This is a genomic window from Cryobacterium sp. TMT4-31, from assembly GCF_004403385.1.
GTDB classification, from domain to species: domain Bacteria; phylum Actinomycetota; class Actinomycetes; order Actinomycetales; family Microbacteriaceae; genus Cryobacterium; species Cryobacterium zongtaii.
The window spans coordinates 1-24,109 of record NZ_SOGI01000037.1 but is presented as its reverse complement, the minus strand read 5'-3'; the positions used below and the strand labels follow the sequence as shown (position 1 = coordinate 24,109).

Here is a 24,109-nt window from a genome sequence, read left to right as displayed (position 1 = left end):
TTCGCGACTCACCTCACCAGGTCTCGACACACTCGACCAACGCGGCGGGAACCGCCCCGCACACACCTCGCCAGGTCTCGACACACTCGACCAACGCGACGGGAACCGCCCCGCACACACCTCGCCAGGCCTCGAGGAGCTCGGCCGACGACGAGGGGTGTTAGCGGCGGATGTTGGTGCGCGAGCGGGAGGGACGGGCGGGCTCGTCGGCGCGCGGGGAGACCCGCACGTTCGGGAGCTCGGCCTTCTCCCAGCCGCGCTGCACCGGGCGGGCGCCGGAGCCCTTGTGCGTGTCGCGAGAGCGGTAGATCACGTAGGGCCGCCAGATGTAGCCGATCGGGGCGGAGAACACGTGCACCAGTCTGGTGAACGGCCAGAGCAGGAACAACGCGGTGGCGGTGAGCACGTGCAGTTGGAAGAAGAACGGCACGTCGCTCATCAGCGACGGGTCGGGCTGCAGGCCCCACAGGCTGCGGATCCACGGCGAGATCGAGCCGCGGTAGTCGTAGCCAGCACCGAGCACCTGGTGCAGCACGGTGGCGACGGTGCCGAACACGATGGTGCCGCCGAGGAACATGTACATCACCTTGTCCATCACCGTGGTGGCCAGGTGCACCCGGGTGACCAGGCGCCGGCGGATGATCAGGATGATCAGCCCGGCGATGGTCAGCACCGCCGCGACGCTGCCCATCCAGGTGGCCCCGAGGTGGTAGATGTGCTCGGTGACGCCGAAGAACTCCAGCCATGGCTTGGGGATGAACAGGCCCACCACGTGGCCACCGATCACCATGATCATGCCGTAGTGGAACATCGGCGAACCCCAGCGCAGCAGCCGGTTCTCGTAGGTCTGGCTGGAGCGGGAGGTCCAGCCGAACTGGTCGAACCGGTAGCGCAGGATGTGGCCGACCACGAAGGTGGCGGCGGCGATGTAGGGGAACGCCACCCACAACAGGTAATCGAGCGGGGTCATCGGCGTACTTCCTCACTGGACGCGCCATGCGCGGAAAACGGTTTGAGATTGCCGAGGTAGGTCATGCCGACGGTCTCGGTGGGCGGGCCCTCGTTGACGAGGTCCAGGTAACGCTTGCGAGTCTCATCGTCGATGGGCGGCAGCGACAGACAGACCGCTTCGACGAGGTGCGCGTAGGGACTGTTGACTTTCTCGAGCGCCGCACGCAGCACCTCGATACCGTCCCGGTGCGAGGAAAGCAGCTGACCGGCAATCGGCGAATCGGAGAGCGCGGAGAATTCGAGCACCATCGGCAGGTAATCGGGCAGCTCGTCGGCGTCGACCTCCCAGCCGGCGGCCCGGTACGCCTCGACGAACCGCACCAGCGCCATGCCGCGCCGGCGGGTGTCGCCGGCGGCGTAGTAGCTCAGGTATGGGCAACACTTGCGCTTGAGGTCGAAGGTGGCCGTGAAGTGCACCTCGAGCTGCTGCTGGCTCAGCTCGGCGGCGGCGGCGAGGAACGCGGCGAACGCGGCGCGCAACGCATCCGGCAGGTCGCCCAGCGACGCGGCGACGACCGCGAATCTGGCGCGGCGCTCCTCGTCCGGGTAGTCCAGCAACAGGGACGCCGCCATGTGCGCGATGCGCCGGTCCTGATCGTCGAGCGCGAGAGCGGCCACCCGCCGGGGGGCGAGCTTGGGCATTCTCATGCGGTGGCCTCCGGGCTCGGCTTGGGCGGGAACATGCCCGGCGGCACCGTGCCGCCGGTCCAGTTGAGCAGGTTGACCCGGCCCGGGGTGGTGGGCTTGGTCTTCTCGCCGCCCTTGCCGGTCATCTCGTTGTAGTTGGATACGGTGCCGGCCAGCGGCATGCCGGGCTCCTGGCCGAACGGTCCGGCGTTCTGGCCCGGTCCACCCATGCCGGGTCCGCCGTCGGTGTCGAGCGAGCAGGCCAGCTCGTCGAGTTCGCGGGCGGTCTCCACGTGAGCTTTGGGGATCACGTAACGGTCCTCGTACTTGGCGATGGCGAGCAGCCGGTACATGGCCTGCATGGTCTCGCCGGTCATGTTGACGGCGCGGGCGATGCGCTCGTCCGCCGGCCGGCCCAGGTTGATGTCGCGCATGTAGGAGCGCATGGCGGCGAGCTTCTTCAGCGACGCCTCCACGGGCCGCACGTCACCGGCCGAGAACAGGCCGGCCAGGTACTGCACCGGGATGCGCAACCGGTCGATCGCGGCGAACAGGGTGCGGGCATCCTCGCTGTCGGCTTGTGTGGTGGAGACCACGTCGACCACCGGGGACAGCGGCGGGATGTACCAGACCATGGGCATGGTGCGGTACTCGGGGTGCAGCGGCAGCGCGATCTTGTACTCGGCGATGAGCTTGTAGATCGGGCTGTTTTGCGCGGCGAGGATCCAGTCGTCTTCCATGCCCTCGGCCTTGGCCGCGGCGATGACCTCGGGGTCGAACGGGTCGAGGAAGACCCCGCGCTGGGCATCCAGCAGATCCTGGTCGTTCTCGATCGACGCGGCGGCGAGCACAGCGTCGGCGTCGTAGAGCATCAGGCCGAGGTAGCGCAGCCGCCCCACGCAGGTCTCCGAGCAGATGGTGGGCTTGCCCTGTTCGATCAACGGGTAACAGAGCGTGCACTTCTCGGCTTTACCGGTCTTGTGATTGAAGTACACCTTCTTGTAGGGGCAGGCGGAGACGCACATGCGCCAACCACGGCAGCCGTCCTCGTCGACAAGCACGATGCCGTCTTCCTCGCGCTTGTACATGGCGCCGGAGGGGCACGCCGCGACGCAGGCGGGGTTGAGGCAGTGCTCGCAGATACGCGGCAGGTAGAACATGAAGGTGTTCTCGAACTCCATCTTCACGTGCTCGCTCATGGTGGCGAGGATGGGATCGTCGGCGGCGGTCTCCTGCGAGCCGCCGAGGTTGTCGTCCCAGTTGCCCGACCACTTGATGTCCATGTTCTTGCCGGTCAGCAGCGACTTCGGCCGCGCGACCGGGCTCTGGGTGCCGGCCGGCGCGGTGGTAAGCATGTCGTAGTCGTAGGTCCACGGCTCGTAATAGTCGTCGATCACGGGCAGGTCGGGGTTGTCGAAGATGTGCAGCAGCTTGCTCAGCCGACCGCCGGCGCGGAGCTTCAGCCGGCCGCGCTTGGTGCGCACCCAGCCGCCCTTCCACTTCTCCTGGTCTTCGTACTGGCGCGGGTAGCCCACGCCGGGTTTGGTCTCCACGTTGTTGAACCAGGCGTACTCCACGCCGGTGCGGTTGGTCCAGACCTGCTTGCAGGTCACCGAGCAGGTGTGACAGCCGATGCATTTGTCGAGATTCATGATCATCGACATTTGAGCCATAACGCGCATTTAGTACTCAACCTCCTGGCTGCGTCGACGGATCACGGTGACCTCGTCGCGTTGGTTCCCGGTCGGGCCGAGGTAGTTGAAAGCGAATGAAAGTTGGGCGTAGCCGCCGATCAGGTGCGAGGGCTTGAGCAGGATGCGGGTGAGCGAGTTGTTGGTGCCACCGCGCAGTCCGCTGGTCTCGGCGACGGGCACGTTGATGGTGCGGTCTTTGGCGTGGTACATGTACACGGTGCCCTCCGGCATCCGGTGCGAGACGATCGCCCGGGCCACGACAACGCCGTTGCGGTTGTACGACTCGATCCACTCGTTGTCGCGCACGCCGATCTTGTCGGCGTCCTGCGGCGACATCCAGATGGTCGGTCCGCCCCGGGAGAGCGAGAGCATCAGCAGGTTGTCCTGGTACTCGGAGTGGATCGACCACTTGGAGTGCGGGGTGAGGTAGCGCACGGCCACCTCGGCGCGACCCTTCGAGCCGGGTGCGCCCGTGGACTTCGTTGAGCCGACGACCGAGTCGTCGAACAGTCTGTGCATGTCCAACGGCGGCCGGTAGATCGGCAGCTGCTCGCCGAGCTCGATCATCCAGTCATGATCGAGGTAGAAATGTTGCCGCCCGGTGAGGGTGTGCCACGGTTTGAGGTGTTCGACATTGATAGTGAAGGCGCTGTAGCGGCGTCCGCCGTGCTCGCTGCCCGACCATTCCGGCGAGGTGAGCACGGGAACCGGAGCGCCCTGCACATCCTTGAAGGTGAACCGGCGCCCCTCGTTGTCGCTGGCCAGGTGGGCGAGCTTCTGCCCGGTGCGCTCCTCGAGCTGCCGGAAACCCTGGGTGCCGAGGCGCCCGTTGGTGGTTCCGGAGAAGGCGAGCACCATCTCGCAGGCGTGGATGTCGGTGGCCAGCTTCGGCCGGCCGGCCGCCGGTCCAGACTCGACGAGACCGTTCTTGGTGCCGAGGTACTCGATTTCCTTGTCGGGGTCGTATTTGACGCCCTTGATGGTCATGCCGAGCTTGGCGGTGAGCGGGCCGAGGGAGCCGAGCTGCGCGGCGAAGGCCGGGTAGTCACGTTCCACCACGACCAGCCGCGGCATGGTGATGCCGGGAATCAGGTCGGGGTTCTCCACCACGATGCCGTGCGGGGTGGCCATGGCGTCGGGGGTGTCGTGCATCAGCGGCGTGGCAACGAGGTCGCGGCGCACACCGAGGTGTTTCTCGGAGAACTCGGACACTTTCTGGGCCAGCAGGTGGAAGATGTCGAAGTCGGTCTTGGACTGGAACGGCGGGTCGATAGCCGGGTTGAACGAGTGGATGAACGGGTGCATGTCGGTGGTGGACAGGTCGTGCTTCTCGTACCAGGTGGCCGGCGGCAACACCACGTCGCTGTAGATGGTTGTGGACGTCATCCGGAAGTCGCTGGTGACCATCAGGTCGAGCTTGCCCTCCGGGGCCGACTCATGCCACTTCATGGTGTGCGGGCGCTTCTCCTCCGGGGATTCCGGGGCGCGCACCGCGCTCTGGGCGCCGAGCAGGTGCTTGAGGAAGTACTCGTTGCCCTTGCCGGAGGAGCCGAGGATGTTGGCCCGCCAGACGACGAGCACCCGGGGGAAGTTCTCCGGCGCATCCGGGTCTTCGCAGGCGTAGCCGAGGCTGCCGTCCTTGAGTGAATCGACCACGTACTGGGCCGGGGCGACCCCGGCCGCATCGGCGTCGTCGACGATGTCGAGCGAGTTGCGGTTGAAGGTGGGGTAGCTGGGCATCCAGCCGCGTTTGGCCGATTCGACCAGGCAGTCCGCCGTGGTGCGTCCGGTGAAGGTGCCGGTGGCCAACGGGCTGGCGAGGGTGTCGGCGCTGAGGCCGTCGTAACGCCACTGGTCGGTGGCGAGATACCAGAATGCGGTGCCGATCATGGCGCGCGGCGGGCGTACCCAGTCCAGGCCGAAGGCGTACTGCGCCTGGCCGGTGACCGGGCGCACCTTCTCCTGACCCACATAGTGCGCCCACCCGCCACCGTTCACGCCCTGGCAGCCGGTCATGGTGGTCAGCGCGAGGAAGGCGCGGTAAATGGTGTCGGAGTGGAACCAGTGGTTGGTGCCTGCGCCCATCAGGATCATCGAGCGGCCGCCGGAGTCTTCGGCGTTCTGCGCGAACTCCCGGCCGATCCGGGCCGCGGCCTGCGCCGGCACGGAGGTGATCTCCTCCTGCCAGGCGGGGGTGCCGGGCGAGGAGGCGTCGTCGTAGCCGGTGGGCCAGACGCCGGGCAGGTTCAGTTCGTCGCGGCTGACGCCGTACTGGGCCAGCAGCAGGTCGAAGACCGTGGTGACCAGCTGGCCGGCCACCATTCGCACGGGCACGCCGCGGCGGATGACGCCGGCGCCGCCGGTGTGCTCCTCGCCCTCTTCGCCGGTGAGGGCGGAGACGTCGAAGCGGGGCATGTCGATGGCGGCGCTCCGGCCGTCGTGGTCGGGGCTGTCGGCGATGGAGAGCAGCGGGTCGACGCCCTCCAGGTCGAGGTTCCACTTGCCGGCGTCGGTTTCGCTGAACCGGTGGCCGAGTGAGCCGTTGGGCACGACCGCGTGGCCGACCTGGTCGAGCAGCACGGGCTTGAAGGTGGCGCTGGCGACGGTGGAGGCCGTGTCGGGCAGGGCATCCGCGGTGAGGAACTTACCGGGCACGTAGGCGTCGCCGCGCGGAGTGAGGGTGATCAGGTAGGCGGAGTCGCTGAACTTCTTCATGTAGTCCACGAACTGCGGGGTGCGCCGGTCGACGAGGAATTCCTTGAGCACGACGTGGCCCATGGCCAGGGCCAGGGCGCCGTCGGTGCCGGGGTGCACGGCCAGCCACTCGTCGGCGAACTTGGAGTTGTCGGCGTAGTCAGGCGAGACGGTGATAACTTTCTGACCGCGGTAGCGGGCTTCGACCATGAAATGCGCGTCGGGGGTGCGGGTCACCGGGACGTTCGAGCCCCACATGATCAGATAGCTGGAGTTCCACCAGTCGGCGGATTCGGGCACATCCGTCTGGTCGCCGAACACCTGCGGGGAGGCGACGGGCAGGTCGGCGTACCAGTCGTAGAACGAGAGCATGGTGCCGCCGAGCAGGGTGATGAACCGGTTGCCCACTCCATGGGAGACGATCGACATGGCGGGGATCGGCGAGAAGCCGGCGATCCGGTCGGGTCCGTAGTTCTTGATGGTGTGCACCTGGGCGGCGGCGACGATCTCGGCGGCCTCGTCCCAGCTGGCGCGCACCAGGCCACCCTGCCCGCGGGCACTCTTGTACGCCTTGGCGCTCTCCGGGTTGCCGGTGACCTCGGCCCAGGCGAGCACCGGGTCGCCGGTGCGGGCCTTGGCCGCGCGGTACAGCTCGAGCAGCACACCGCGCACGTAGGGGTAGCGCACCCGGTTGGGCGAGTAGGTGTACCAGCTGAACGCGGCGCCGCGGGGGCAGCCGCGGGGTTCGTACTCTGGCGAGTCCGGACCCACGGAGGGGTAGTCGGTCTGCTGGGTCTCCCAGGTGATGATGCCGTCTTTGACGTACACCTTCCAGGAACAGGAGCCTGTGCAGTTCACGCCGTGGGTGGACCGCACCTCCTTGTCGTGGGTCCAGCGGTCACGGTAGAACGAGTCGGCGTCGCGGCCGCCCTCGAGGAACAACGAACGCAGGTCTGGGGAGGTTTCACCGCGGCGCAGGAACCGGCCGAGGTTGAGGATTGAGTCGGTGATGGGACCGTCGCTGCCGGGTTTGGCGGATGTGGCCCCGGCTCGGCCATTTCGTGAAAAGACAGAATTCTTGACTGATTTCACGAAGATCTCCTAGCGCTGCCGGCGTCGCCACGGTCAGCGATGCCCTCTGCGCAAGTCTCCCGAGTGCGGAAAACCGCTACAACCGGGAAACGCCGTTAATAATCAGCGGGAGCGTAAATGACCACAGGCGGCACCGCCGCGGCCGGCTCCAGGACCCGCTCGAGCAGGTCGAGGGTGCAGATGTCCGGCCCGACCAACGGATGCAGCCGGTCGGCCCGCAGCGGGCCATCCGTCTGTTCGAGCAGCGTCTTGATCAGGCCGAAGTGCACAGTGCACACCTCGGGGTGCAGCTTCACCATCTCGCTGTACGGACAATCGTGCAGGTGCACGTGGGTGCCGTCAGAGTCGTGGTCGGAATCGAAGCCGCTGGCGTCGAGGTGGTCGTCGAGCGCGTCCATCTGGCACTGGCGCGGGGAGGTGTCGACGGTTTCGAGGGGCAGGAGCCTCCGCACGAGGTCACCGCGGCGCTGTGCGGCTTCGGCCTTGGCCGCGCGCACCGAACCGGGCTCGGCGGAACCGGCCGCCGCGCTGTAGAGCATGCGGGGGCGACCCTTGGTCTCGCGGGTCTCCGGCTGGCAGGTGATGAAACCATCGTCGACCAGGCGCTGCAGATGTTCTCTGGCGGTGTTGGGATGCAGCCCGGCCGCCTCGGCGAGGTCGCCGACGGTCATGGTTCCGCGACGCTGCAGGTGCAGGAGCAAAGTGATCCTGCTGATCGAGGCGAGCGTGCGATAACTCGGGGCGGAGCGGGGAACCATGGAGCCCAGTATGGGCCACCGTCCAATCTGGCGGTACCCCCTGCCCCTGATCGGGCGCCAGCTTCTGCTCGCCAGATGCCGTGAGTCGCCATCAGGAGGGGCGAGCCTGGTCCCGCCGGCAGGGTGGTCGCGGCGACGGAGGAGCGCTAGGGTCTGCGCGTGACGACGGATGAGCACGGGTGCTGCGCGCCCGCACACGAGGTGATACGCCAGGCCCGGCTGGCCGTGGGCGTAGACGATGCGGAGGCACCCCCGGGCACAGCCATGTCCCAGCTCCCCCCGGCACCGGCCGCTCCCGGCTCACTCGTCCGGCATCACCTCGACCAGGCGCTGGTGCCGGCGCAGGTCTTCGCCATGGGCGACGCCGACGGCGCGGGCAATCCCGGCGACGGCGAGACCCCCGTGCACGAAGTGCGGCTGGATGCCTTCTCCATCGACACGACGACGGTCACCAACGCCGCCTTCGCCCGGTTCGTGGCCGATACCGGGTATCGCACCGAGTCGGAGCTGTTCGGCTACTCCGCGGTGTTCCACCTCGCGTTGCAGGCCGACATCGATGACGTGGTCGGCCAACCCCCGCAGACACCCTGGTGGCTGGGGGTGCGCGGCGCGGACTGGGCGCATCCGGCCGGCCCCCGTTCGTCGCTCGACGGGCTGGCCGAGCATCCGGTGGTGCAGGTGAGCTGGAACGACGCGCTGGCCTACTGCGCCTGGGCGGGGCGACGGCTGCCGACCGAGGCCGAGTGGGAGTGCGCGTCGCGCGGCGGGCTGGCCGGCCGGCGCTACCCGTGGGGCGACGAGTGGGAGGAAGGGCAGCGCTGCAACATCTGGCAGGGCCGGTTTCCCGCGGTGAACACCCTGGCCGATGGCTGGCTCAGCACCGCCCCGGTGCGGGAGTTCGCGCCGAACGGCTACGGCCTCTGGCAGAGCGTGGGCAACGTCTGGGAGTGGTGCGCCGACTGGTGGGCGGAGGGCTATTACGCGCACTCCCCCGCCGAGAATCCGGCCGGCCCGGCGACGGGCGAGCAGCGTTCGATGCGCGGCGGCTCGTACCTCTGCCACGACTCCTATTGCAACCGGTATCGCAACTCCGCTCGGGCCTCCAACACCGCGGATTCCGCGGCCGGCAACGTGGGCTTCCGCACCGTGGCGCTGACCTGATCCGGCGCCGCCGAAGCACAACTCGTGCTCGATTCCGCCGGCGTGGCCGACCGCCTCTTCATTCCGGGGCGATCGCCGGTCGGCGGCTGGGAATCGCAGGAGTCATGCATCCGCGGGTGCGGATGGTTGTGGTCTGCTACCCCGGCGCGTGCAGCCGGGGCGCGTCGAAGAAGAGCAACTCGAGGGCCGCCGACCGCGCGAACACGGCGCGCATGAGCGCCCGGTCGACGGCCGTCGCGGTGGCCGCCGCGGTGTCGGTGAGCAGGATTGCCTGCCGGGTCGCGGCCGCGAACCCCTCGTCGGCGTAGGTCTCCAGCCAGTCGGCGTACGGATGCGCCGCGTCGCGCCGGCTCGCCGTGAAGCCGGCGTGCAGGCGCTCGCCGACATCCGCGTAGAGCCAGTAGCAGGGCAGGACCGCGGCCAGCAGCACCGCATAGTTGCCTGCCGCGCTGACCGCGACCAGGTGGTCGACGTAGGACCGGGTCACCGGGCCGGGCGCCGGGCGCGTGTCATGGCCGGTCAGCCAGGTGCGGTGCAGCTCGAGTTCCACCTCGATGCAGTTGGCGGCGCCGGTAGCCCAGAATTCCCGTTCGGCGGGGGTGGGCGCCAGGACGCTCGCCTGCGCCAGCACCCGGGAGTACGCGGCGAGGTAGAGGGCATCCTGGGCCAGGTAGTAGGCGAAGTGGCCGGCGGACAGGCTGCCGTCGCCGAGTTCCGCGATGAAGGGCAACGCATCGATGGCGGTGCGGGTTTCGGCGATGTCGGCCCAGAGCAGCCTGCTGAACGGTTCGGTGCGGCCCGGCTCCGGCCGCAGATCCGGGTCGGCATCCCCGCGTGATTCGGCGGCGTGAACGTTCATGGCGACATCCCTTCGCTAGTGCTAACTAGTCAGGTTCGACGGGTTTGGATCTCAGCGTCCGCATCCGGCGGAGGCACCCCGTGTCGCGTCCCACCCTAGCGGCCGGCAGGGCCGAAAGACTCTCGAATGCACCGGGCGCCGAACTGTACGCTGGACAGGCTGCTGCATTCTTCACCGGGTGAGCACGCGCTCCATGGCCGACGGGCCACCGGTCGTCGGCGTCGTCCTGGAAGGACACCGCACCATGCCTGACACCCCGACCGACACCACCATCGCGCCGCCCACGGTGTTGATCCTGGCGATCACGGCCTGCCCAACGGGCATCGCCCACACCTACATGGCTGCCGAGAAACTCGACGCGGCCGCCACCGAACTCGGCTACGAGATCCGGGTCGAGACGCACGGGTCCGTCGGAGTCGAAGGCACCTTCAGTCAGGCCGACATCGACCGCGCCGACGCTGTCGTCGTCGCCGCCGACACCCAGATCGACCTGTCCCGCTTCGGGGGCAAGCGCATCGTCTCCACCCGCGTCTCCGACGGCATCCACCGCCCGGCCGCGCTGATCGCCGAGGCGCTGGCCGCCGCCCCCACCGGCCGCGCCGCCGTGACCACGGATGCCCCGGCGAGCGCCGGGAAACGCGACATCGGCGGTTTCATCTACCGCGCGCTGATGAACGGCGTGTCGTACATGATCCCGTTCGTCGTCGTCGGCGGGCTGCTCATCGCGATCTCGCTGTCGATCGGCGGCGAGGCCACCCCGCAGGGACTCGTGATCCCCGAGGACAGCTTCTGGTTCACCATCAACCAGATCGGCGTGCTCGGCTTCACCCTGATGGTGCCGATCCTCTCCGGCTTCATCGCCTACGCGATCGCCGACCGGCCCGGGCTCGCACCCGGCATGATCTGCGGTTGGATCGCCACGACCGGCTCCTTCTACAACTCCGAATCGGGTGCCGGTTTCATCGGCGGCATCGTCACCGGTTTCCTGGTGGGCTTCGTGGCGCTGGGCATCAAGAAGATCCCCGTGCACCGCTTCATCAAGCCGATCATGCCGATCCTGGTCATCCCCGTGATCACCACCCTCGTCGTCGGCGGACTGTTCGTGCTCGCCCTCGGCCAGCCGATCGCCTGGGTGTTCTCCTCGATGACCGACTTCCTCTCCAGCCTCGACGGAGGCAGCGTCGTCGTGCTCGGCCTGATCCTGGGCGCGATGGTCGCGTTCGACATGGGCGGCCCGATCAACAAGACGGCGTTCCTGTTCGGTTCCGCGCTGATCGCCTCCGGCAACCCGGGCCCGATGGGCATGGTCGCCGCGGCCATCGCCGTGCCGCCGCTGGGCATGGGGCTGGCCACGGTCATCCGTCGCCGGTTCTTCACCCCGGTGGAACGCGAGGCCGGCATCGCCGCGCTGTTCATGGGCTTCTTCGGCATCACCGAGGGCGCCATCCCGCTCGCGGCGGCCCGCCCGCTGCAGGTCATCCCCGCGAACGTGCTCGGTGGCGCCGTCGCCGGTGCCATCGCCGCGATCGCCGGGGTCACCAACGCCGTGCCGCACGGCGGCCCGATCGTGGCCGTCTTCGGTGCCGTGAGCGGCGTGCCGATGTACTTCGTCGCGATTCTCTCCGGTGTGGCCGTCACCGCTCTGGTGTCGGTGCTGCTGATCGGCATCTCGGTGCGCAAGGTCGTGCCGGCGGATGCTGCCGCGGTTGCGGTCGCCGGTGCCGCTGCGGATGCCGCTGTGCCGGTTGCCGCGCCGGGTGCTGCGGCGAGTGCCGTGTCGCCCGTGGCTGCGGCGCCGGTTCTTGCCGCGCCTGCTGCCGCCGAGCCGGTGGCCCCCGCCCCGAAGACCGTGCTCGACTACATCGACGAACGCACCATCGTGCTCGACATCGACGAGACCGACCGGGACGCCGTCATCCGTCGTCTGGCCGGTCTGATGCAGACCACCGGGCGGGTGCTCGACGTCGACGCCGTCGTGCAGGCGGCCATGGACCGTGAACTGATCAGCACGACCGGCATCGGCGAGGGCATCGCGATTCCGCACGCCAAGTCCGACGGCGCCACCTCCCCGGTGCTCGCGTTCGCGCGCAGCCGAGACGGCGTTGACTGGAACTCGCTGGACGAGGCCCCTGCGCACCTGATCTTCATGATCGCCGTGCCGGAGGCCGCCGCCGGCACCGAGCACCTCAAGGTGCTCGCCCAGCTGTCCCGCAGCCTGATGAAGCCCTCGTTCCGCGCCTCGATCGAGATGGCGGCCACCCCGGCCGACGTGCTCGCGGCACTGGCGTCCTCGGTGCGGCCGGCGACTCCCGCCGCGCACTGACCCCCGTCCTGGACCGCACGTCGGGGCGGACTTTTTCGGGAAACACCGCCGCGCGCGCCTGCGCAACGCGGCGTTTCTCGAATTCCTCCGCCTTTACGTACCGCGTTCGGCCGAGTCGGCCCGGTCGGCCGCCGCCGCCCGAGTGAATGCGGCGCTACCGCGCGCTGCCGGCCGGCGCATCCCTCTGACCCGCCCTGGTTGTTCGCAGGGCGATGCCCGCCGCGGCGAGGCCGAGCGAAGCCAGGACGAGTGCCGTGTGACTCCAGCCCGAGGTGGCGAGGACCGTGCCTCCGCTGGCTGCGGCCCAGGTGCAGCTACGGCCGAGCGGCCACCAGGAGAAGCTGCCGCTGACGACGCCGGCGCGCTCCGACAGCTCGGCGAGGGGAGAGAACGGCCCCTCCACGGCGCAGGCGTAGTCCAGGCCGCCGTGCACCGCAACGAGGTACGCGCCGGAGGTGGCGATAGCGGCAAGACAGAGGCCGGCCGCGATGAGGACGGCACCGAATCGTGAACGCTCGGAGGCGGACAGCCGCTGCGTCCCGATGCCCCGAGGGAGGAGCGCCGTACGCCCGAGGAGCACCGCGATGAGGCCGATCCAGAGCGGGCCAACGGCCAGGGTGAAGCCGAGGATCGCGGCTGCGAGGACCGCGGGACCGCCGGCAGCGCCCGGTTCACCGGGAATCCACTCGGCCGCAAGGAGCAATGACAGCGCCGCGAAGATCACTCCTGCATACCCGGCGAGCACGCTGCGCTCGCCGAGGCCCCAGCGACCGGTCGGCGGCGAGAACACCAGAAGCAGGGTGAGTGTGGCGGTGCCGGCGAGGGCGGCGACCGCTGCCAGCAGCGAAAGGCCACCGACGATCAGGTCCCAGGCCTGAGCCACCGTCGCGTCTCGGCTGAACATGAAGATCAGGGTGGCGACGGTAGCGCCGATGACCGCCGTGAGCATCACGGTGCCGGCGAAGCGCGCGGCATGACCCAGGTGCATCCGGGCGTCGGTGTTCCCCATGACTGCACGCTAGCGCAGTGGCCGGCGCTGGCTCACTGGCTGGTGTCTATCAGCGCCCCTCTGGGCCTGGCACCTGCTGCGAACGGGCGATGAGGGCGCTGGTGTGCGCACCGACACCGCGGCGCAGCACCTCGGCAAGGTTGTCGACGGTATCGACGTCGCGGCGGATCGACGCCGTGGCGGGCAGGTCGAGCGGCACGTGGCCGGCAGTCTCGTGCGCAGCACGGGAGCCGGGCCCGAACCGGGGAGTGAGCGTGATGCCGGCGCGGGCGAGCAACGTGGTGGTGCCGGTGCCCTCCTCGTCGGCAACCATGGCCAGGTCATGGGCGGTTGCGGCGGTGAGGGTCGACTCGACGTCAGCGACGGTGAGCGCGGGCAGGTCTCCGGTGAGCACAGCGACGCTGCAGAGCGGGTACTGCTCATGCGCCACCCGGATGCCCTCGGCGATGGCCGCGTTGAGCGGGTCCTGAGTTGCCACACAAGCGCCCGTCCCGGCATCCGAAGCGGATGTGTGCGGCACCTCGGGAACGATCTGGGCGCCCAGCGCCTCGAGCGGCGCGGCGGCGGCGGGGTCGGCTGTCACCACGAACACCTCCTGCACCATCTCGGCGGCCAGCAGTGCGGCCACGGTGTCCAGCGCGAATGCTTCGGCGAGCTCCCCGCGGGCCGGGAAGGTTTCCGGCAGCGCGCTCAGGCGGCTCTTGGCGCTCGCACTCCCCTTGACGGGCACCACGCACACCCATCTCACGCGGATGCGGTTCCGCGAGAAGCCACTTGAGGCCCACTGCTGCGCTCCGAGGGGGCCTCAACCGGCAACTCACCAAGGTGGTCGTCGGCGGGGGCATCCGGAATCTCACGAGTTGCCGCAATGTGCCCCCTTAGAGGCGCTGTCGGGGCATCTTCCGGCAAGTCGGCGGCCGCGGTCCTGTCATCAGCAGCCCTGGCCGTCCCCGCCTCATCAGCGTTCGTGGGTGCGCTATCCGTCCCACGGTCCGCCTCGGCAGCCGCCAGCCCGGCCGCATAACCCTCCGCGTACGCCTCGGCGCTGCCGACGCGGAACATGTCGTTCGCAGTGTCGCGCAACAGCCGGCGCGCGCCGCGATCCCCCGCGTCGATCGCGCCCACCAAGTGGCCGAGGCCGCGGAGCACGGCGACGGGGTTGCCGCTGGTCTTGCCCTTGATCAGGTCGGCGGCGCCGGCGATCTCGTCCGCGACGGCGGCGACGGTGACGTCGAGGCGGCGACCGTGCGCATCCATGCTGCCACGTAGGTCGTCGAGCACGGCCACGCCGGCAGCGCCGATGGCGATGTCGGTCTGGCCGTCCCGCCACGGGCGGCCAACGGTGTCGGTGATCAGCACCCCGAGATGCAGCCCGGTGGCGGCGCGGAGGGCTGCGCAGAGGCCGCGCGCGGAGGCATCCGGGTCGACGGGCAGTAGCAATACAGTGCCGTGCTCGACGTTGCTGGCGTCGACACCGGCGGCGGCCATCACCAGGCCCTGCCGGTTTTCGACGATGCGGGTGACCCCGCCCGGATGTGCACGGGTCGCGACGACCCGTACGGTCTCGTCGGCGATGGCCTGCTCCCGGTCGGTCGCGGCCACCTGCCTGCCCTCGGCCTTGGACACGATCTTGCTGGTCACGGCCAGGATGTCACCGTCGGCCAGACGGGACGCGGCGGGACCAGCGACGGCCAGGATGGTCGCGGCCAGGTCGTCGCCGGCCCGGACCTCGCCGATCCCGGGCAGCACGAACACCTCGAGCCGGTGGCGCGCACCGTCGGCCGCGGAATGCATCGCTACCGGGCGAGCTTCGGCAGCACGTCGCGGCCGAAGACGTCGATCCACTGGCGCTGGTTGCGCCCCACGTTGTGCAGGTAGATCTTGTCGAAGCCGAGGTCGACGAACTTCTGGATGTAGGCACGGTGGCCGTCGGGGTCGGCGGAGATGATCATCCGGCCCTCGAAGTCCTCCGGACGCACCAGTTTTGCCATCTGCTCGAATTCGAACGGCGAACGGATGTCGCCCTTGGGGAACTTCATGCCGCCGTTGGGCCACTCGTGCAACGCGTTGGCCATGGCCTCCTCGTCGGTCTCGGCCCAGCTCATGTGCAGCTGCAGCACCTTGGGCATGGTCGACGGGTCCTTGCCGGCCTCGCGGGCGCCGTCGTCGAACTTGCCGAACAGCATCGAGATCTTCTCGAGCGGGGCGCCGACGGTGATGAGGCCGTCGGCGTGCCGGCCGGCGCGCTTGGCGGTGACCGGGCCGGCGGTGGCGACGAGGATCTCGGGCGCGACCTCAGGCATGGTCCATAGCCGGGTGGACTCGAGCTTGAAGAACTGGCCGGAGTGCTTGACGTCTTTGCCGGCGATGCTGGCGGTGAACAGCTTCGAGATGATCTCGATGGCCTCGAACATACGGTTGATGCGCTCGGGCGCCTCGGGCCAGTAGCCGCCGACGATGTGCTCGTTGAGCGCCTCACCGGAGCCCAGGCCCAGCCAGTGCCGGCCGGGGTACATCGAGGCGAGTGTGGCGGAGGCCTGCGCCACCATGGCCGGGTGCCAGCGGAAGGTTGGCGCGGTGACGCCGGGACCCATGTCGCCCTTGGTGCGCTCACCGATCGCGGCGAGAACGCTCCACACGAAGGAGGATTCGCCCTGGGCTGGCACCCACGGTTGGAAGTGATCGGCCGCCATAACCCCGGAGAAGCCGTGCTCCTCCGCATAGGCCGAGAGCGCCACCGCCTCGGCGGGGGCGAACTGCTCCAACATGGCCGCGTAACCGATCTGCAATTCCGACATACTGCCATCCTGCCACTCGCGTGTGTCGGCGAGGTTTCTGGAGCGCCCGCGCCAAATAGGCTTAGAGCCATGCGCATCGCCACCTGGAACGTCAACTCCATCCGTGCCCGCGTCGACCGAGTGGTCGACTGGATGGTGCGAGAGGACATCGACGTGCTCGCCATGCAGGAGATCAAGTGCAAGCCCGAGCAGTTCCCCGCGCAGGCCTTCGAGGACGCCGGCTACGAACTGGCCATCCACGGCCTCAGCCAGTGGAACGGCGTCGCGTTCGCCAGCCGCCACGAGATGACGGATGTGGTCACCGCCTTCCCCGAGATGCCCGGCTTCCTCAAGGGTGAAGAGGGTCCTGGCCTGCCGCTGGAAGCCCGCGCGCTGGGCGTGACCGTGAACGAGATGCGCCTGTGGAGCCTGTACGTGCCCAACGGCCGCTCGCTGGATGACCCGCACTACGTCTACAAGCTGGACTGGCTGACCCGGCTGAAGACCCACGCCGCCGACGAGCTGGCCAAGAACCCCCGGCTGGCGATGGCACTGATGGGCGACTGGAACGTGGCCCCGCTGGACTCCGACGTGGGTGACCCCACCCTGGTACCCGGCGTGTCCACCCACATCTCGCCGGCAGAGCGCAGCGCGTTCGAAGCGTTCGAGGCGGCCGGTTTCACCGACGTGGTGCGCCCGATCGTGCCGGAGGGCTTCACCTACTGGGACTACAAGCAGCTGCGCTTCCCGCGCAACGAGGGCCTGCGCATCGACTTCATCCTCGGCTCACCGGCCTTCGGTGAGCTCGTGACGGATGCGAGCATCCACCGCAACGAGCGCAAGGGCGACGCCCCGAGCGACCACGTTCCCGTGCTGGTGGACATCGAGACCGAGGACGAGGACGACGACCGCCCGATGATCTTCTAGGCCCCGCTGGTTGAGCTCACCGTCTCCATCCGCCGTAAGGTCGACCCCGCCCGGTTCGACGAGGCCACCCACTGGGTGCAGACCGGGATGGACCTCGCCAACGAATACCCGGGCTTCCTCGGCTCCGGCTGGGTGCGCGCGCACGCCGGTTCCGCGCACTGGCACATGCTCTACAAATTCAAGGATGCGGCCTCGCTGGAGGCCTGGGAGCACTCGATCGCCCGCACCAGCTGGCTGCTCGAGGGTGAGGGCCTGGTGCTCGAGTCCCACGTGGTGCGGCGCACCGGCATCGAGGGCTGGTTCGACGACTCCCAGGTCAACGCCGGTCCGTCCGCGCCGGTCCAGCCGCCGCGCTGGAAGCAGGCCGTGGCCATCGGGCTGGGCTTCTTTCCGCTGAACGTGATCTTCACCTACCTCGTCACCGGGGTGGACCCGCACTGGAACGACATCCCGACCGTGCTCCGGATCCTGCTGACCACCTTCGTGATGGCGCCCATGATGACCTACGTGGTGATGCCGTTCATCACCCGCCGGCTGCGGCCATGGCTGCAGAAAGCGCCCAAAAAGAAGGCCTGATCGGCCCGACGCTCAGGCGAGCAGCGCCGCGACGATCACCAGCGCCGGGATCGCGCCGATCGTGGTGACCAGCACGGTGTCCCGGGCCACGACCACGCCCCGGTCGTAGCGGGACGCGAAGTTGAAGATGTTCTGCGCGGTCGGCAACGCGCTCACGGTCACCACGGCAAACAGCTCGGGGCCCTCGAGAGCGAACACGAACCTGCCGAACAGGTATGCGATCACGGGCATCAGCGCCACCTTGATCACCGACGCCGCGACCACCTGCTTGCGGCCGGTGCCGGCCTGCAGCAGTCGCTGGCCGTGCAGCGACATGCCGAACGACATCAACACCAGCGGGATCGCGGCACCGCCGATGATGTCCAGGGGCGCGAGCACGGCGTCGGGTACCGGGACGCCGAAGGCGGCGACGAGCACGCCGAGAACCGAGGCGATGATCATCGGGTTCCGCAGCGGCTGGGTGAGGATGCTGCGCACCGACACCCGTCCGCGGGTGGACGCGTCGAGGATGCTCAGGGTGATCGGCGCGAGCACGAGCAGCTGCAGCAGCAACACCGGCGCCACATACTGGGCGCTGCCGAGCACGTAGATGGCCACCGGCAGACCGATGTTGTTGGCGTTGACGTAGGTGGCGCTGGTGGCGCCGAGCACCGTCTCCGGCAGCGGGTTTCGAAAGAAAATCCTGGCCAGCACGACATACAGCAGCATGCCGACGATCACGCTGCACAGCACCGTGGCAAGGAACGCGGAGAACAGCACCCGCACGTCCGCCTGCGCGAGCACGGTGAACAGCAGCGCCGGGGTGGCCACGAAGAACGCGATGCGGTTGAGCACCCGGCCGGCGTCCTCGCCGGCCACGCCGGTGCGCTCGACGACGTAGCCCACCAGGATCACAAACCCGATGATCGAGAACCCGACCAGTACACCGCCCACTCTTCGACCCTAGGGCCACCGCCGGTGCCGGGTTCGCACGCGGCTGCGGCGGTGGCCCTGACCGGAACCGGGCCGGTTAGCGCAGCAGCGCGTCCGCCGAGGATCCCGAGGTTCCGGACTCGGTCTCAAGCAAGACCTCTTCCACAGTGTGGTGCGCCTTCGGGTTCCGCACGAAGACCGCAGCGGCAATGGCGATCACTATGGCCACACATCCGGCCACGACGAACGCGCTCGACAGGCCGCCGGTGAAGGCGTCCCTGGCCAGTATCGTTGTCGCGGCGTCCAGACCGGTGGGGATGATTCCCTGGGCCACGGCCTCCGCACCGGCGAAGGTGGTGGAGCCGAGTCCCGCGGCCGTTCCGGCTGAGACCACGGCGGCGAGCACCGCGGTGCCCAGCGCGCCGCCGAGCTGCAGGGAGGTGGCTTGCAGTCCCCCGGCGACGCCGGCGAGCTGCACGGGTGCGCTGCCGACGATGGCCTCGGCACCCGAGGTCATCACCAGGCCCACCCCGAGCGCGAGAACGACGAACGGCACCGCCATGGTCACGTACGGCGAGTCGATACTGATCGGGGTGAGCCCGAACAATGCGCCGCCCACAAGGACCAGACCCAGCGACATGGTGAGACGGATGCCGAATTTGCTCACCAGGGCGGCGCCGATGGGCGAGGCGATGATCGACACTGCGCTCAGCGGCAGCAACATCAGGCCGGCCGCGATGCCCTCCTCACCGCGGAAGTTGAGCAGGAACAGCGCCAGAAAGAAGGTCACCCCGAAGAGGGCGAAAAAGTTCGCGGCTACGGCCAGGGCGCCCACGGTGATGGTGGGGTTCCTGAACAGGCCCATCGGCAGCAGCGGCGCCGCCACGCGGTTTTCCACGACCACGAAGACCGCGACGAGCACCAGTCCGCCGGCCAGAACGCCGAGGGTGAGCGGGCTGGTCCAGCCCCAGGACTCGGATTGGACGACGGCCAGCACAATGCCGAACAGCCCCAGGGCAAGCAGAACGACGCCCGCGATGTCGAACCGTGCGCGGCTGGTCGCGGAACTTTCCTTGAGCACCAGGCCACCCAGGATCAAGCCGATCACGGCGATGGGGGCGTTGATGTAGAACACCGATTCCCAGCCGAGGGTGCCCACCAGCGCGCCGCCCACGATGGGCCCGGCGGCGATGGCAACGGATGACGCGCCACCCCAGATGCCGATGGCCATGCCGAACTTCTCCCGCGGGAAGGTGGCTCGCAGCAGGGCAAGGGTTTGCGGCATCAGCAGTGCGGCACTCAGCCCCTGCAGTGCCCGGAAGGCGATGACGCCCTCGGTCGTGCCGGCCAGGCCGATCGCCACCGAGGTGACCGCGAAGGCCGCGACGCCGATGAGGTACATCTTCTTGCGCCCGAACCTGTCGCCGAGCTTGCCGCCGAGGATGAGGAAGACCGCCAGGGCCAGCAGGTAGGAGTTGGTGATCCACTGCAGTTCGGTGAACGAGGTGCCGAGGGCGTCGGAGATGGCGGGGTTCGCGACCGAGACGACGGTGCCGTCCAGCCCGACCATGAACAGGCCGAAGCAGACCGCGGCCAGGGACAGGCCCGGGTTGCCCCGGAGTGATCGGCGGCCGGTGGCCGGCCGAGTGGGGGTGGATGTGGACATGGTGGTACTCCAAACGGTGGTGCGGGAGGTGGGATGGTGTGCGTGCGCGCACGACGGACAACGCTCCGACGCGGGATGCCGAAGCGTGCGGGGTGGGACCGGCGGCGGCTAGCCGGGACCGGCGGTCGGGCCGGGGGTGCGAGTGCCGCGGCGCTGCGGAGACAGCACCGGAAGCAGCCACTCACGGACGATGCTCGCCAGTTCGTCTGCCGAGACCACATCATTGCGGGCGAGTGCTCGATCCACGATCGCGGAGAGGATCATGCGGGCGGCGAGAAAGGTGTCAGCCTGGTCGTCGATCCGGCCGGTCTGCTTGAGCAGGTCGAGGGCTGCGCTGACGGCCAGGTGCAGCGGTTCCGCGAGGTGCTCGGCCACCGCCGTCATGACAGCGGGGTCGGACCGGCCGGCGGCATCCAGAGCGAGCACGAGCTGACCGAAGCGCCCCACGGTGATGCTCCGCACAGCGGCGGTGATCGCCGTCAGCGCTTCGGCAAGGGTGTGTGAGGCGTCGAGGACCGGAATGTCGATGGGGCCGAGTTTGGCCGCGACGGCCACGACCAGGGCGGTCTTGGTGGGCCAGCGCTTGTAGATGGTGGCCTTGGAGGAGTGCGCCCGCGCCGCGACGGCATCGATCGTCATCGCCGAGAACCCGACCTCGGCGAGGAGGTCGGTCGTGGCCTGCAGAACGGCATCCGCCCGCTCGGCACTGCGCCTACTCATCTCCCCGACCACATGTGTACTCTAACGTACACTTGTGCCGGTTCGTAAGCCCGGTTCTTTCGCCGGCGGATGCGCTCCCCTACGCTCGACTCATGCCTAACCTCGATGTTCCGGGCGCACGCCTCTACTACGAAAGCGACGGACACGCCTCCAAACCGGCGCTGCTGCTGATCCACGCGGGGATCGCGAACCTGCGCATGTGGGACCCGCAGATCGACGCGCTGGCCGCAGAGCACTTCGTCATCCGCTTCGACACCCGCGGCTTCGGCCAGACCAGTACCGAGGACGTCGAGTTCTCCAACCGGGCGGATGCCCTGGCCGTGCTCGACCACCTCGGCGTGGCCCGCGCGACGCTGATCGGGTGCTCCCGCGGCGGCACCATCGCCATCGATCTCGCGGTAGAGAGCCCTGACCGGGTGGCCGGGCTGATCGTGATCGGGGCGGGCCCGAGCGGGTTCCCCGACACCGAGCTGACCGAGGTGGAGGATGCCCGGTTCGACGAGATCGACCAGGCCTTCGCCGCCCAGGATTGGCACCGGCTGGCCCGCCTCGAGGCCGCGATCTGGGATTTCGGCCCGTTGCGCCGCGAGGAGGACCTCGACCCCGAATTCGTCTCCACCGCCTACGCGCTCAACCGGGTGAACGTCATCCACGCCGAGGAGCGCCCGGTGTCGCTGCCGCTCGAACCTCCCGCGTTCGACAGGGTCGTCGACATCGAGGTGCCCGCCCTGGTGACGGTGGGCGAGTACGACATGTCCGAGGTGCTCGCGGCGTACGAGTACCTGGTGACGACGCTGCCCCAGGCCAGTGGATGCGTGTTCCGCGACACCGCGCACCTGCCGAACGTGGAACAAGCGGCCGATGTGCAGCGGGTGCTGCTCGACTGGCTCACCGAAAACGCCCTTTAACGGCCGCGAAAGCGGCCACGTGGTTGCTTCGAGAGGCTCGAGGCAACCACACGACCGCTTTCGCGGGATGGTGCGGTGCGGAACTAGACGCTCGCGGCGGCTCGGGGCGAGCCAGTGACGGCGGGGGCGGCATCCAGCGGCCGGTTGTCGGCCAGCACCTTCTGGTAGGCGGGCAGCTCCACGAACAGCTCGTCCTTCAGCGGGTTGCGCTTGGTGCGCACGATGACGCGCACCTGGTAGACGACCACGGCGATGTTGGCGGCCAGCGAGATCGCACTGACGATGAACAGGGCGGTGGGGTTGTGCGAGGACTCGACGGCGAACTTCGAACTGGTCACGAAGGTGGGCACGGCCATCGTGAACATCATCCAGAACGCCAGGGTCTGCGCCCGGTGCTGCAGCCAGGCGCCGCGCTTGATGAAGAACGCGGGGATGGTGCAGGAGATCAGTAGGGCGGCGCCGGCGTAGAAGGAGTGGTCACCGACGGCGTTGTAGACGTAGGCGAAGTTCCACAGGTCGTACGCGATGATCCAGAACCAGAGCATGTCGGGCCAGATCATGTCCTTCTTCTTGCCGCGGCTGATGATGATGCCCGCCCAACCGCAGATGGTGACGAGGTTGAGCAGCCCGGCGATGCCGTTCATGATGTTCCACGGGCCGCCGACCATGAAGACGCCGTCGACCATGCCCTGCATGCCGTAGACCTGGAAGTCACGGATGACCGCTTCGAAGATGTTCAGCGCGAGGATCGCCGCCGGGAACATCAGCCAGTACTTGTTCTTCGCCAGCTTCGGGATGAAGCGGATGGCCATGAAGCCCAGGCAGCCGGCCAGCGCGGAATAGACCTTGACCCAGTGGAACCAGGTGCCGGTGCTGGAGTCGGCGCCCGCGGTGTGGGGCCAGACGAAGATGGTGAGCACCACCGGTAGCCCGATGAACAACACGAGGGCGGCCCACTTGCTGGCCCGGGCGATCTCGTTGGCAAGCATGAGGCCCGCCACCACCGCAACCCACATCAGCGTGGAGTACCAGGGGATTGACTCGTACAGGAACATCTTCGTTTCTCCTTATTCGGTTTTCTTTGTGGGGTGGTGCGTCTTACGGGTGGTGCGTCTTCACGGGGTGGTGTTCGTGGTGCCCATGTCCAGGTGCAGTGTCTGTCGCACGATGGCGACGAGCACCTGGTCGTCGACGTCGGGCGACGAGCGCACGAGGCCGATCAGTCCGTAGACCAGGACGTAGAAGACCTCGCCGACGTGTTCGATGTCAATGTGGTGCGCCCGCGCGTAGGCCTCGACGGTGGTCACCCGCAGGCGCTCGACGATGGCGCGCACGGCGCGGTCCACAAACCGGTTGTACAGTCCGGCGTTCTCGGGGTGGCCGAGGTCTTCACGGAACATGTCCTTGGCGTGCAGGTGGTGGCGGAACAAGACCACGCAGTCCAGCAGCGCCTTGGCCACATTGCCGGGCTCCCGGTCGGCGTCCCAGCGGGAGACGGCGTCGACGAACTCAGTGATGTGGTCCTCGAAGATCAGGTCGATCAGAGCGTCCCGGTCGGGAAAGTAGTGGTAGATCAGGCCCCGCGTGACGCCGACGCGCTTGGCGATCTCGGTGACGGAGACCTTGGCAACGCCCCGTTCGGCGAAGAGCTGCCTGGTCGCGGCGACGATCTCGTCATGGCGCTCGTCGGGCTGCTTGCTCTGGCGAGGGGAGGCCGTCGGGGTGCTCATGCTTGAACGCTACTCCCGCCGTTGACACGGCGTCAATGACACCGCGTCAATCGCCCCGAACTGGGGAGTGTGCCGCTAGGGGACTCTCCGTCCCGCCGTCGAACCACTAGCCTGTGGAAGCCGCACCATTCATCAGGGGGATTGATGTCATCGAGCAGCGCCATTCGCGACTTCGCGCAGTACGTCGGGCGATTCCGCTGGCCGCTCAGCGCGGCCGAACTCACCGACACCACCCGCTGCCCGGCCTGCGCGGCCACGCTGCCGGCGCCGGTCTGCCCGTCCTGCGGGCTCGACCTGCGTCATCCGGCCGCCCGTGAGCTGCTCACTGCGTCGACGGATGCCGCCACCGCCCTCGACAGACGGGTGCAGCTGATCGGTCAGATCCGCTTCGAAGTGGCCGAGGCGGAGGCGGCCAGGGCCGTTGCGGCAGAGCAGCTGTTGGCGGTGCAGCTGGTGGCCGCACACGCCGACAAGGCCGAGCGCCAGGCCCAAGCACAGGCACAGGCACAGGCACAGGCACAGGCACAGGCACAGGCACAGGCACAAGCACAGCGCGCCGCCGAGGCTGCGCGTGCCGCACAGGCCGCCGCGCGGGCCCTCGCACAGGCATCCGCCGCCACCCAGGCCGGCGCGCAGACCCCGGTCAGCGTCGCCGCCGCGGCCCC

General features: G+C 68.6%; 20 protein-coding genes, 1 pseudogene and 1 riboswitch. Of the genes and pseudogenes, 6 read left to right on the top strand and 15 right to left on the bottom strand.

The window, feature by feature from the left end; genetic code table 11:
• Positions 1 to 160 precede the first annotated feature (160 nt).
• The 5 genes from narI to E3T19_RS08955 all read right to left on the bottom strand — a co-directional run bounded on the left by narI (position 161) and on the right by E3T19_RS08955 (position 7,876).
• Positions 161 to 970, bottom strand: coding sequence for a respiratory nitrate reductase subunit gamma (gene narI, locus E3T19_RS08975; protein WP_134408645.1), 810 nt, complete (start codon positions 968 to 970; stop codon positions 161 to 163).
• Positions 967 to 1,659 carry a nitrate reductase molybdenum cofactor assembly chaperone gene (narJ, locus tag E3T19_RS08970; RefSeq protein ID WP_241980097.1) on the bottom strand — a complete coding sequence of 231 codons (693 nt, stop codon included), beginning with the start codon at positions 1,657 to 1,659 and terminating at the stop codon, positions 967 to 969. Before narJ ends, narI begins: the two co-directional genes overlap by 4 nt.
• Entirely contained in the window at positions 1,656 to 3,320 is a 1,665-nt protein-coding gene (gene narH, locus E3T19_RS08965; protein WP_088457467.1) for a nitrate reductase subunit beta, read from the bottom strand. Before narH ends, narJ begins: the two co-directional genes overlap by 4 nt.
• Positions 3,321 to 7,037: a nitrate reductase subunit alpha gene (locus E3T19_RS08960; RefSeq protein WP_241980102.1), complete on the bottom strand. Its 3,717-nt coding sequence runs from the start codon at positions 7,035 to 7,037 to the stop codon at positions 3,321 to 3,323.
• A 176-nt stretch (positions 7,038 to 7,213) separates the two neighbouring features.
• Positions 7,214 to 7,876 (bottom strand): metalloregulator ArsR/SmtB family transcription factor, encoded by a 663-nt coding sequence (locus tag E3T19_RS08955; protein WP_088457469.1) that lies wholly within the window; start codon positions 7,874 to 7,876, stop codon positions 7,214 to 7,216.
• A 264-nt stretch (positions 7,877 to 8,140) separates the two neighbouring features.
• On the opposite strand from E3T19_RS08955, the gene E3T19_RS08950 reads away from it, so the two are divergent.
• Positions 8,141 to 9,037, top strand: a complete 897-nt coding sequence (locus E3T19_RS08950) for a formylglycine-generating enzyme family protein (RefSeq protein ID WP_174776260.1) — start codon at positions 8,141 to 8,143, stop codon at positions 9,035 to 9,037.
• A 136-nt stretch (positions 9,038 to 9,173) separates the two neighbouring features.
• Here E3T19_RS08950 and E3T19_RS08945 read toward each other — a convergent pair whose 3' ends face one another.
• A complete protein-coding gene (locus E3T19_RS08945; protein ID WP_134408643.1) occupies positions 9,174 to 9,896 on the bottom strand; it encodes a hypothetical protein in 723 nt (240 codons plus the stop codon).
• A riboswitch (TPP riboswitch) is annotated at positions 9,887 to 9,987 on the bottom strand. Its footprint overlaps the gene before it by 10 nt.
• Before the next feature lie 87 nt (positions 9,988 to 10,074).
• Between E3T19_RS08945 and E3T19_RS08940 the strand changes: the two genes are divergently transcribed.
• Positions 10,075 to 12,219 (top strand): fructose-specific PTS transporter subunit EIIC, encoded by a 2,145-nt coding sequence (locus E3T19_RS08940; protein WP_198415713.1) that lies wholly within the window; start codon positions 10,075 to 10,077, stop codon positions 12,217 to 12,219.
• Positions 12,220 to 12,373: 154 nt separating this feature from the next.
• Here E3T19_RS08940 and E3T19_RS08935 read toward each other — a convergent pair whose 3' ends face one another.
• From E3T19_RS08935 to E3T19_RS08920, 4 genes are read right to left on the bottom strand one after another with little or no spacing between them, the layout of a single operon-like run.
• Positions 12,374 to 13,228 carry a hypothetical protein gene (locus E3T19_RS08935; protein ID WP_134408642.1) on the bottom strand — a complete coding sequence of 285 codons (855 nt, stop codon included), beginning with the start codon at positions 13,226 to 13,228 and terminating at the stop codon, positions 12,374 to 12,376.
• A gap of 49 nt (positions 13,229 to 13,277) precedes the next feature.
• A complete protein-coding gene (gene cofC / locus E3T19_RS08930; protein WP_241980096.1) occupies positions 13,278 to 13,961 on the bottom strand; it encodes a 2-phospho-L-lactate guanylyltransferase in 684 nt (227 codons plus the stop codon).
• A gap of 11 nt (positions 13,962 to 13,972) precedes the next feature.
• Positions 13,973 to 15,022, bottom strand: a complete 1,050-nt coding sequence (gene cofE, locus E3T19_RS08925) for a coenzyme F420-0:L-glutamate ligase (protein ID WP_134408640.1) — start codon at positions 15,020 to 15,022, stop codon at positions 13,973 to 13,975.
• A gap of 2 nt (positions 15,023 to 15,024) precedes the next feature.
• Positions 15,025 to 16,026 (bottom strand): TIGR03557 family F420-dependent LLM class oxidoreductase, encoded by a 1,002-nt coding sequence (locus tag E3T19_RS08920; protein ID WP_134408639.1) that lies wholly within the window; start codon positions 16,024 to 16,026, stop codon positions 15,025 to 15,027.
• A gap of 69 nt (positions 16,027 to 16,095) precedes the next feature.
• Here E3T19_RS08920 and E3T19_RS08915 point away from each other — a divergent pair, with 69 nt between their 5' ends.
• A complete protein-coding gene (locus E3T19_RS08915; RefSeq protein WP_088457474.1) occupies positions 16,096 to 16,932 on the top strand; it encodes an exodeoxyribonuclease III in 837 nt (278 codons plus the stop codon).
• Between the two features lie 87 nt (positions 16,933 to 17,019).
• On the top strand, positions 17,020 to 17,508 hold the full coding sequence (locus E3T19_RS08910) for an antibiotic biosynthesis monooxygenase (protein WP_241983603.1): 489 nt from the start codon (positions 17,020 to 17,022) through the stop codon (positions 17,506 to 17,508).
• 12 nt (positions 17,509 to 17,520) lie between these two features.
• Here the strand turns inward: E3T19_RS08910 and E3T19_RS08905 are convergent, their stop codons facing one another.
• From E3T19_RS08905 to E3T19_RS08895, 3 genes are all read right to left on the bottom strand, one after another.
• Positions 17,521 to 18,441: an AEC family transporter gene (locus tag E3T19_RS08905; protein ID WP_134408637.1), complete on the bottom strand. Its 921-nt coding sequence runs from the start codon at positions 18,439 to 18,441 to the stop codon at positions 17,521 to 17,523.
• 76 nt (positions 18,442 to 18,517) lie between these two features.
• On the bottom strand, positions 18,518 to 20,086 hold the full coding sequence (locus E3T19_RS08900) for an MFS transporter (protein WP_134408636.1): 1,569 nt from the start codon (positions 20,084 to 20,086) through the stop codon (positions 18,518 to 18,520).
• Between the two features lie 108 nt (positions 20,087 to 20,194).
• Positions 20,195 to 20,806, bottom strand: a complete 612-nt coding sequence (locus E3T19_RS08895) for a TetR/AcrR family transcriptional regulator (protein WP_088458150.1) — start codon at positions 20,804 to 20,806, stop codon at positions 20,195 to 20,197.
• Positions 20,807 to 20,898: 92 nt separating this feature from the next.
• On the opposite strand from E3T19_RS08895, the gene E3T19_RS08890 reads away from it, so the two are divergent.
• Positions 20,899 to 21,714 carry an alpha/beta fold hydrolase gene (locus E3T19_RS08890; protein ID WP_088457478.1) on the top strand — a complete coding sequence of 272 codons (816 nt, stop codon included), beginning with the start codon at positions 20,899 to 20,901 and terminating at the stop codon, positions 21,712 to 21,714.
• Positions 21,715 to 21,797: 83 nt separating this feature from the next.
• Here E3T19_RS08890 and E3T19_RS08885 read toward each other — a convergent pair whose 3' ends face one another.
• Together E3T19_RS08885 and E3T19_RS08880 are read right to left on the bottom strand one after the other, a co-directional pair.
• Positions 21,798 to 22,769, bottom strand: a complete 972-nt coding sequence (locus tag E3T19_RS08885; RefSeq protein ID WP_088457479.1) for a DUF5692 family protein — start codon at positions 22,767 to 22,769, stop codon at positions 21,798 to 21,800.
• A gap of 60 nt (positions 22,770 to 22,829) precedes the next feature.
• Positions 22,830 to 23,444, bottom strand: coding sequence for a TetR/AcrR family transcriptional regulator (locus tag E3T19_RS08880; RefSeq protein WP_088457480.1), 615 nt, complete (start codon positions 23,442 to 23,444; stop codon positions 22,830 to 22,832).
• Positions 23,445 to 23,588: 144 nt separating this feature from the next.
• Between E3T19_RS08880 and E3T19_RS19215 the strand changes: the two are divergent.
• Positions 23,589 to 24,109: pseudogene (locus tag E3T19_RS19215) on the top strand (hypothetical protein); the annotation flags it as partial.

Coding starts and splice junctions, on each gene's coding strand:
- narH (WP_088457467.1), bottom strand. CDS start 3,320: ATGCGCGTTATGGCTCAAATGTCGATGATCATGAATCTCGACAAATGC.
- E3T19_RS08910 (WP_241983603.1), top strand. CDS start 17,020: ATGGACCTCGCCAACGAATACCCGGGCTTCCTCGGCTCCGGCTGGGTG.
- E3T19_RS08950 (WP_174776260.1), top strand. CDS start 8,141: ATGTCCCAGCTCCCCCCGGCACCGGCCGCTCCCGGCTCACTCGTCCGG.
- E3T19_RS08955 (WP_088457469.1), bottom strand. CDS start 7,876: ATGGTTCCCCGCTCCGCCCCGAGTTATCGCACGCTCGCCTCGATCAGC.
- E3T19_RS08890 (WP_088457478.1), top strand. CDS start 20,899: ATGCCTAACCTCGATGTTCCGGGCGCACGCCTCTACTACGAAAGCGAC.
- E3T19_RS08945 (WP_134408643.1), bottom strand. CDS start 9,896: ATGAACGTTCACGCCGCCGAATCACGCGGGGATGCCGACCCGGATCTG.
- E3T19_RS08895 (WP_088458150.1), bottom strand. CDS start 20,806: ATGAGTAGGCGCAGTGCCGAGCGGGCGGATGCCGTTCTGCAGGCCACG.
- E3T19_RS08885 (WP_088457479.1), bottom strand. CDS start 22,769: ATGTTCCTGTACGAGTCAATCCCCTGGTACTCCACGCTGATGTGGGTT.
- cofE (WP_134408640.1), bottom strand. CDS start 15,022: ATGCATTCCGCGGCCGACGGTGCGCGCCACCGGCTCGAGGTGTTCGTG.
- narJ (WP_241980097.1), bottom strand. CDS start 1,659: ATGAGAATGCCCAAGCTCGCCCCCCGGCGGGTGGCCGCTCTCGCGCTC.
- E3T19_RS08935 (WP_134408642.1), bottom strand. CDS start 13,228: ATGGGGAACACCGACGCCCGGATGCACCTGGGTCATGCCGCGCGCTTC.
- E3T19_RS08880 (WP_088457480.1), bottom strand. CDS start 23,444: ATGAGCACCCCGACGGCCTCCCCTCGCCAGAGCAAGCAGCCCGACGAG.
- narI (WP_134408645.1), bottom strand. CDS start 970: ATGACCCCGCTCGATTACCTGTTGTGGGTGGCGTTCCCCTACATCGCC.
- E3T19_RS08920 (WP_134408639.1), bottom strand. CDS start 16,026: ATGTCGGAATTGCAGATCGGTTACGCGGCCATGTTGGAGCAGTTCGCC.
- E3T19_RS08915 (WP_088457474.1), top strand. CDS start 16,096: ATGCGCATCGCCACCTGGAACGTCAACTCCATCCGTGCCCGCGTCGAC.
- E3T19_RS08900 (WP_134408636.1), bottom strand. CDS start 20,086: ATGTCCACATCCACCCCCACTCGGCCGGCCACCGGCCGCCGATCACTC.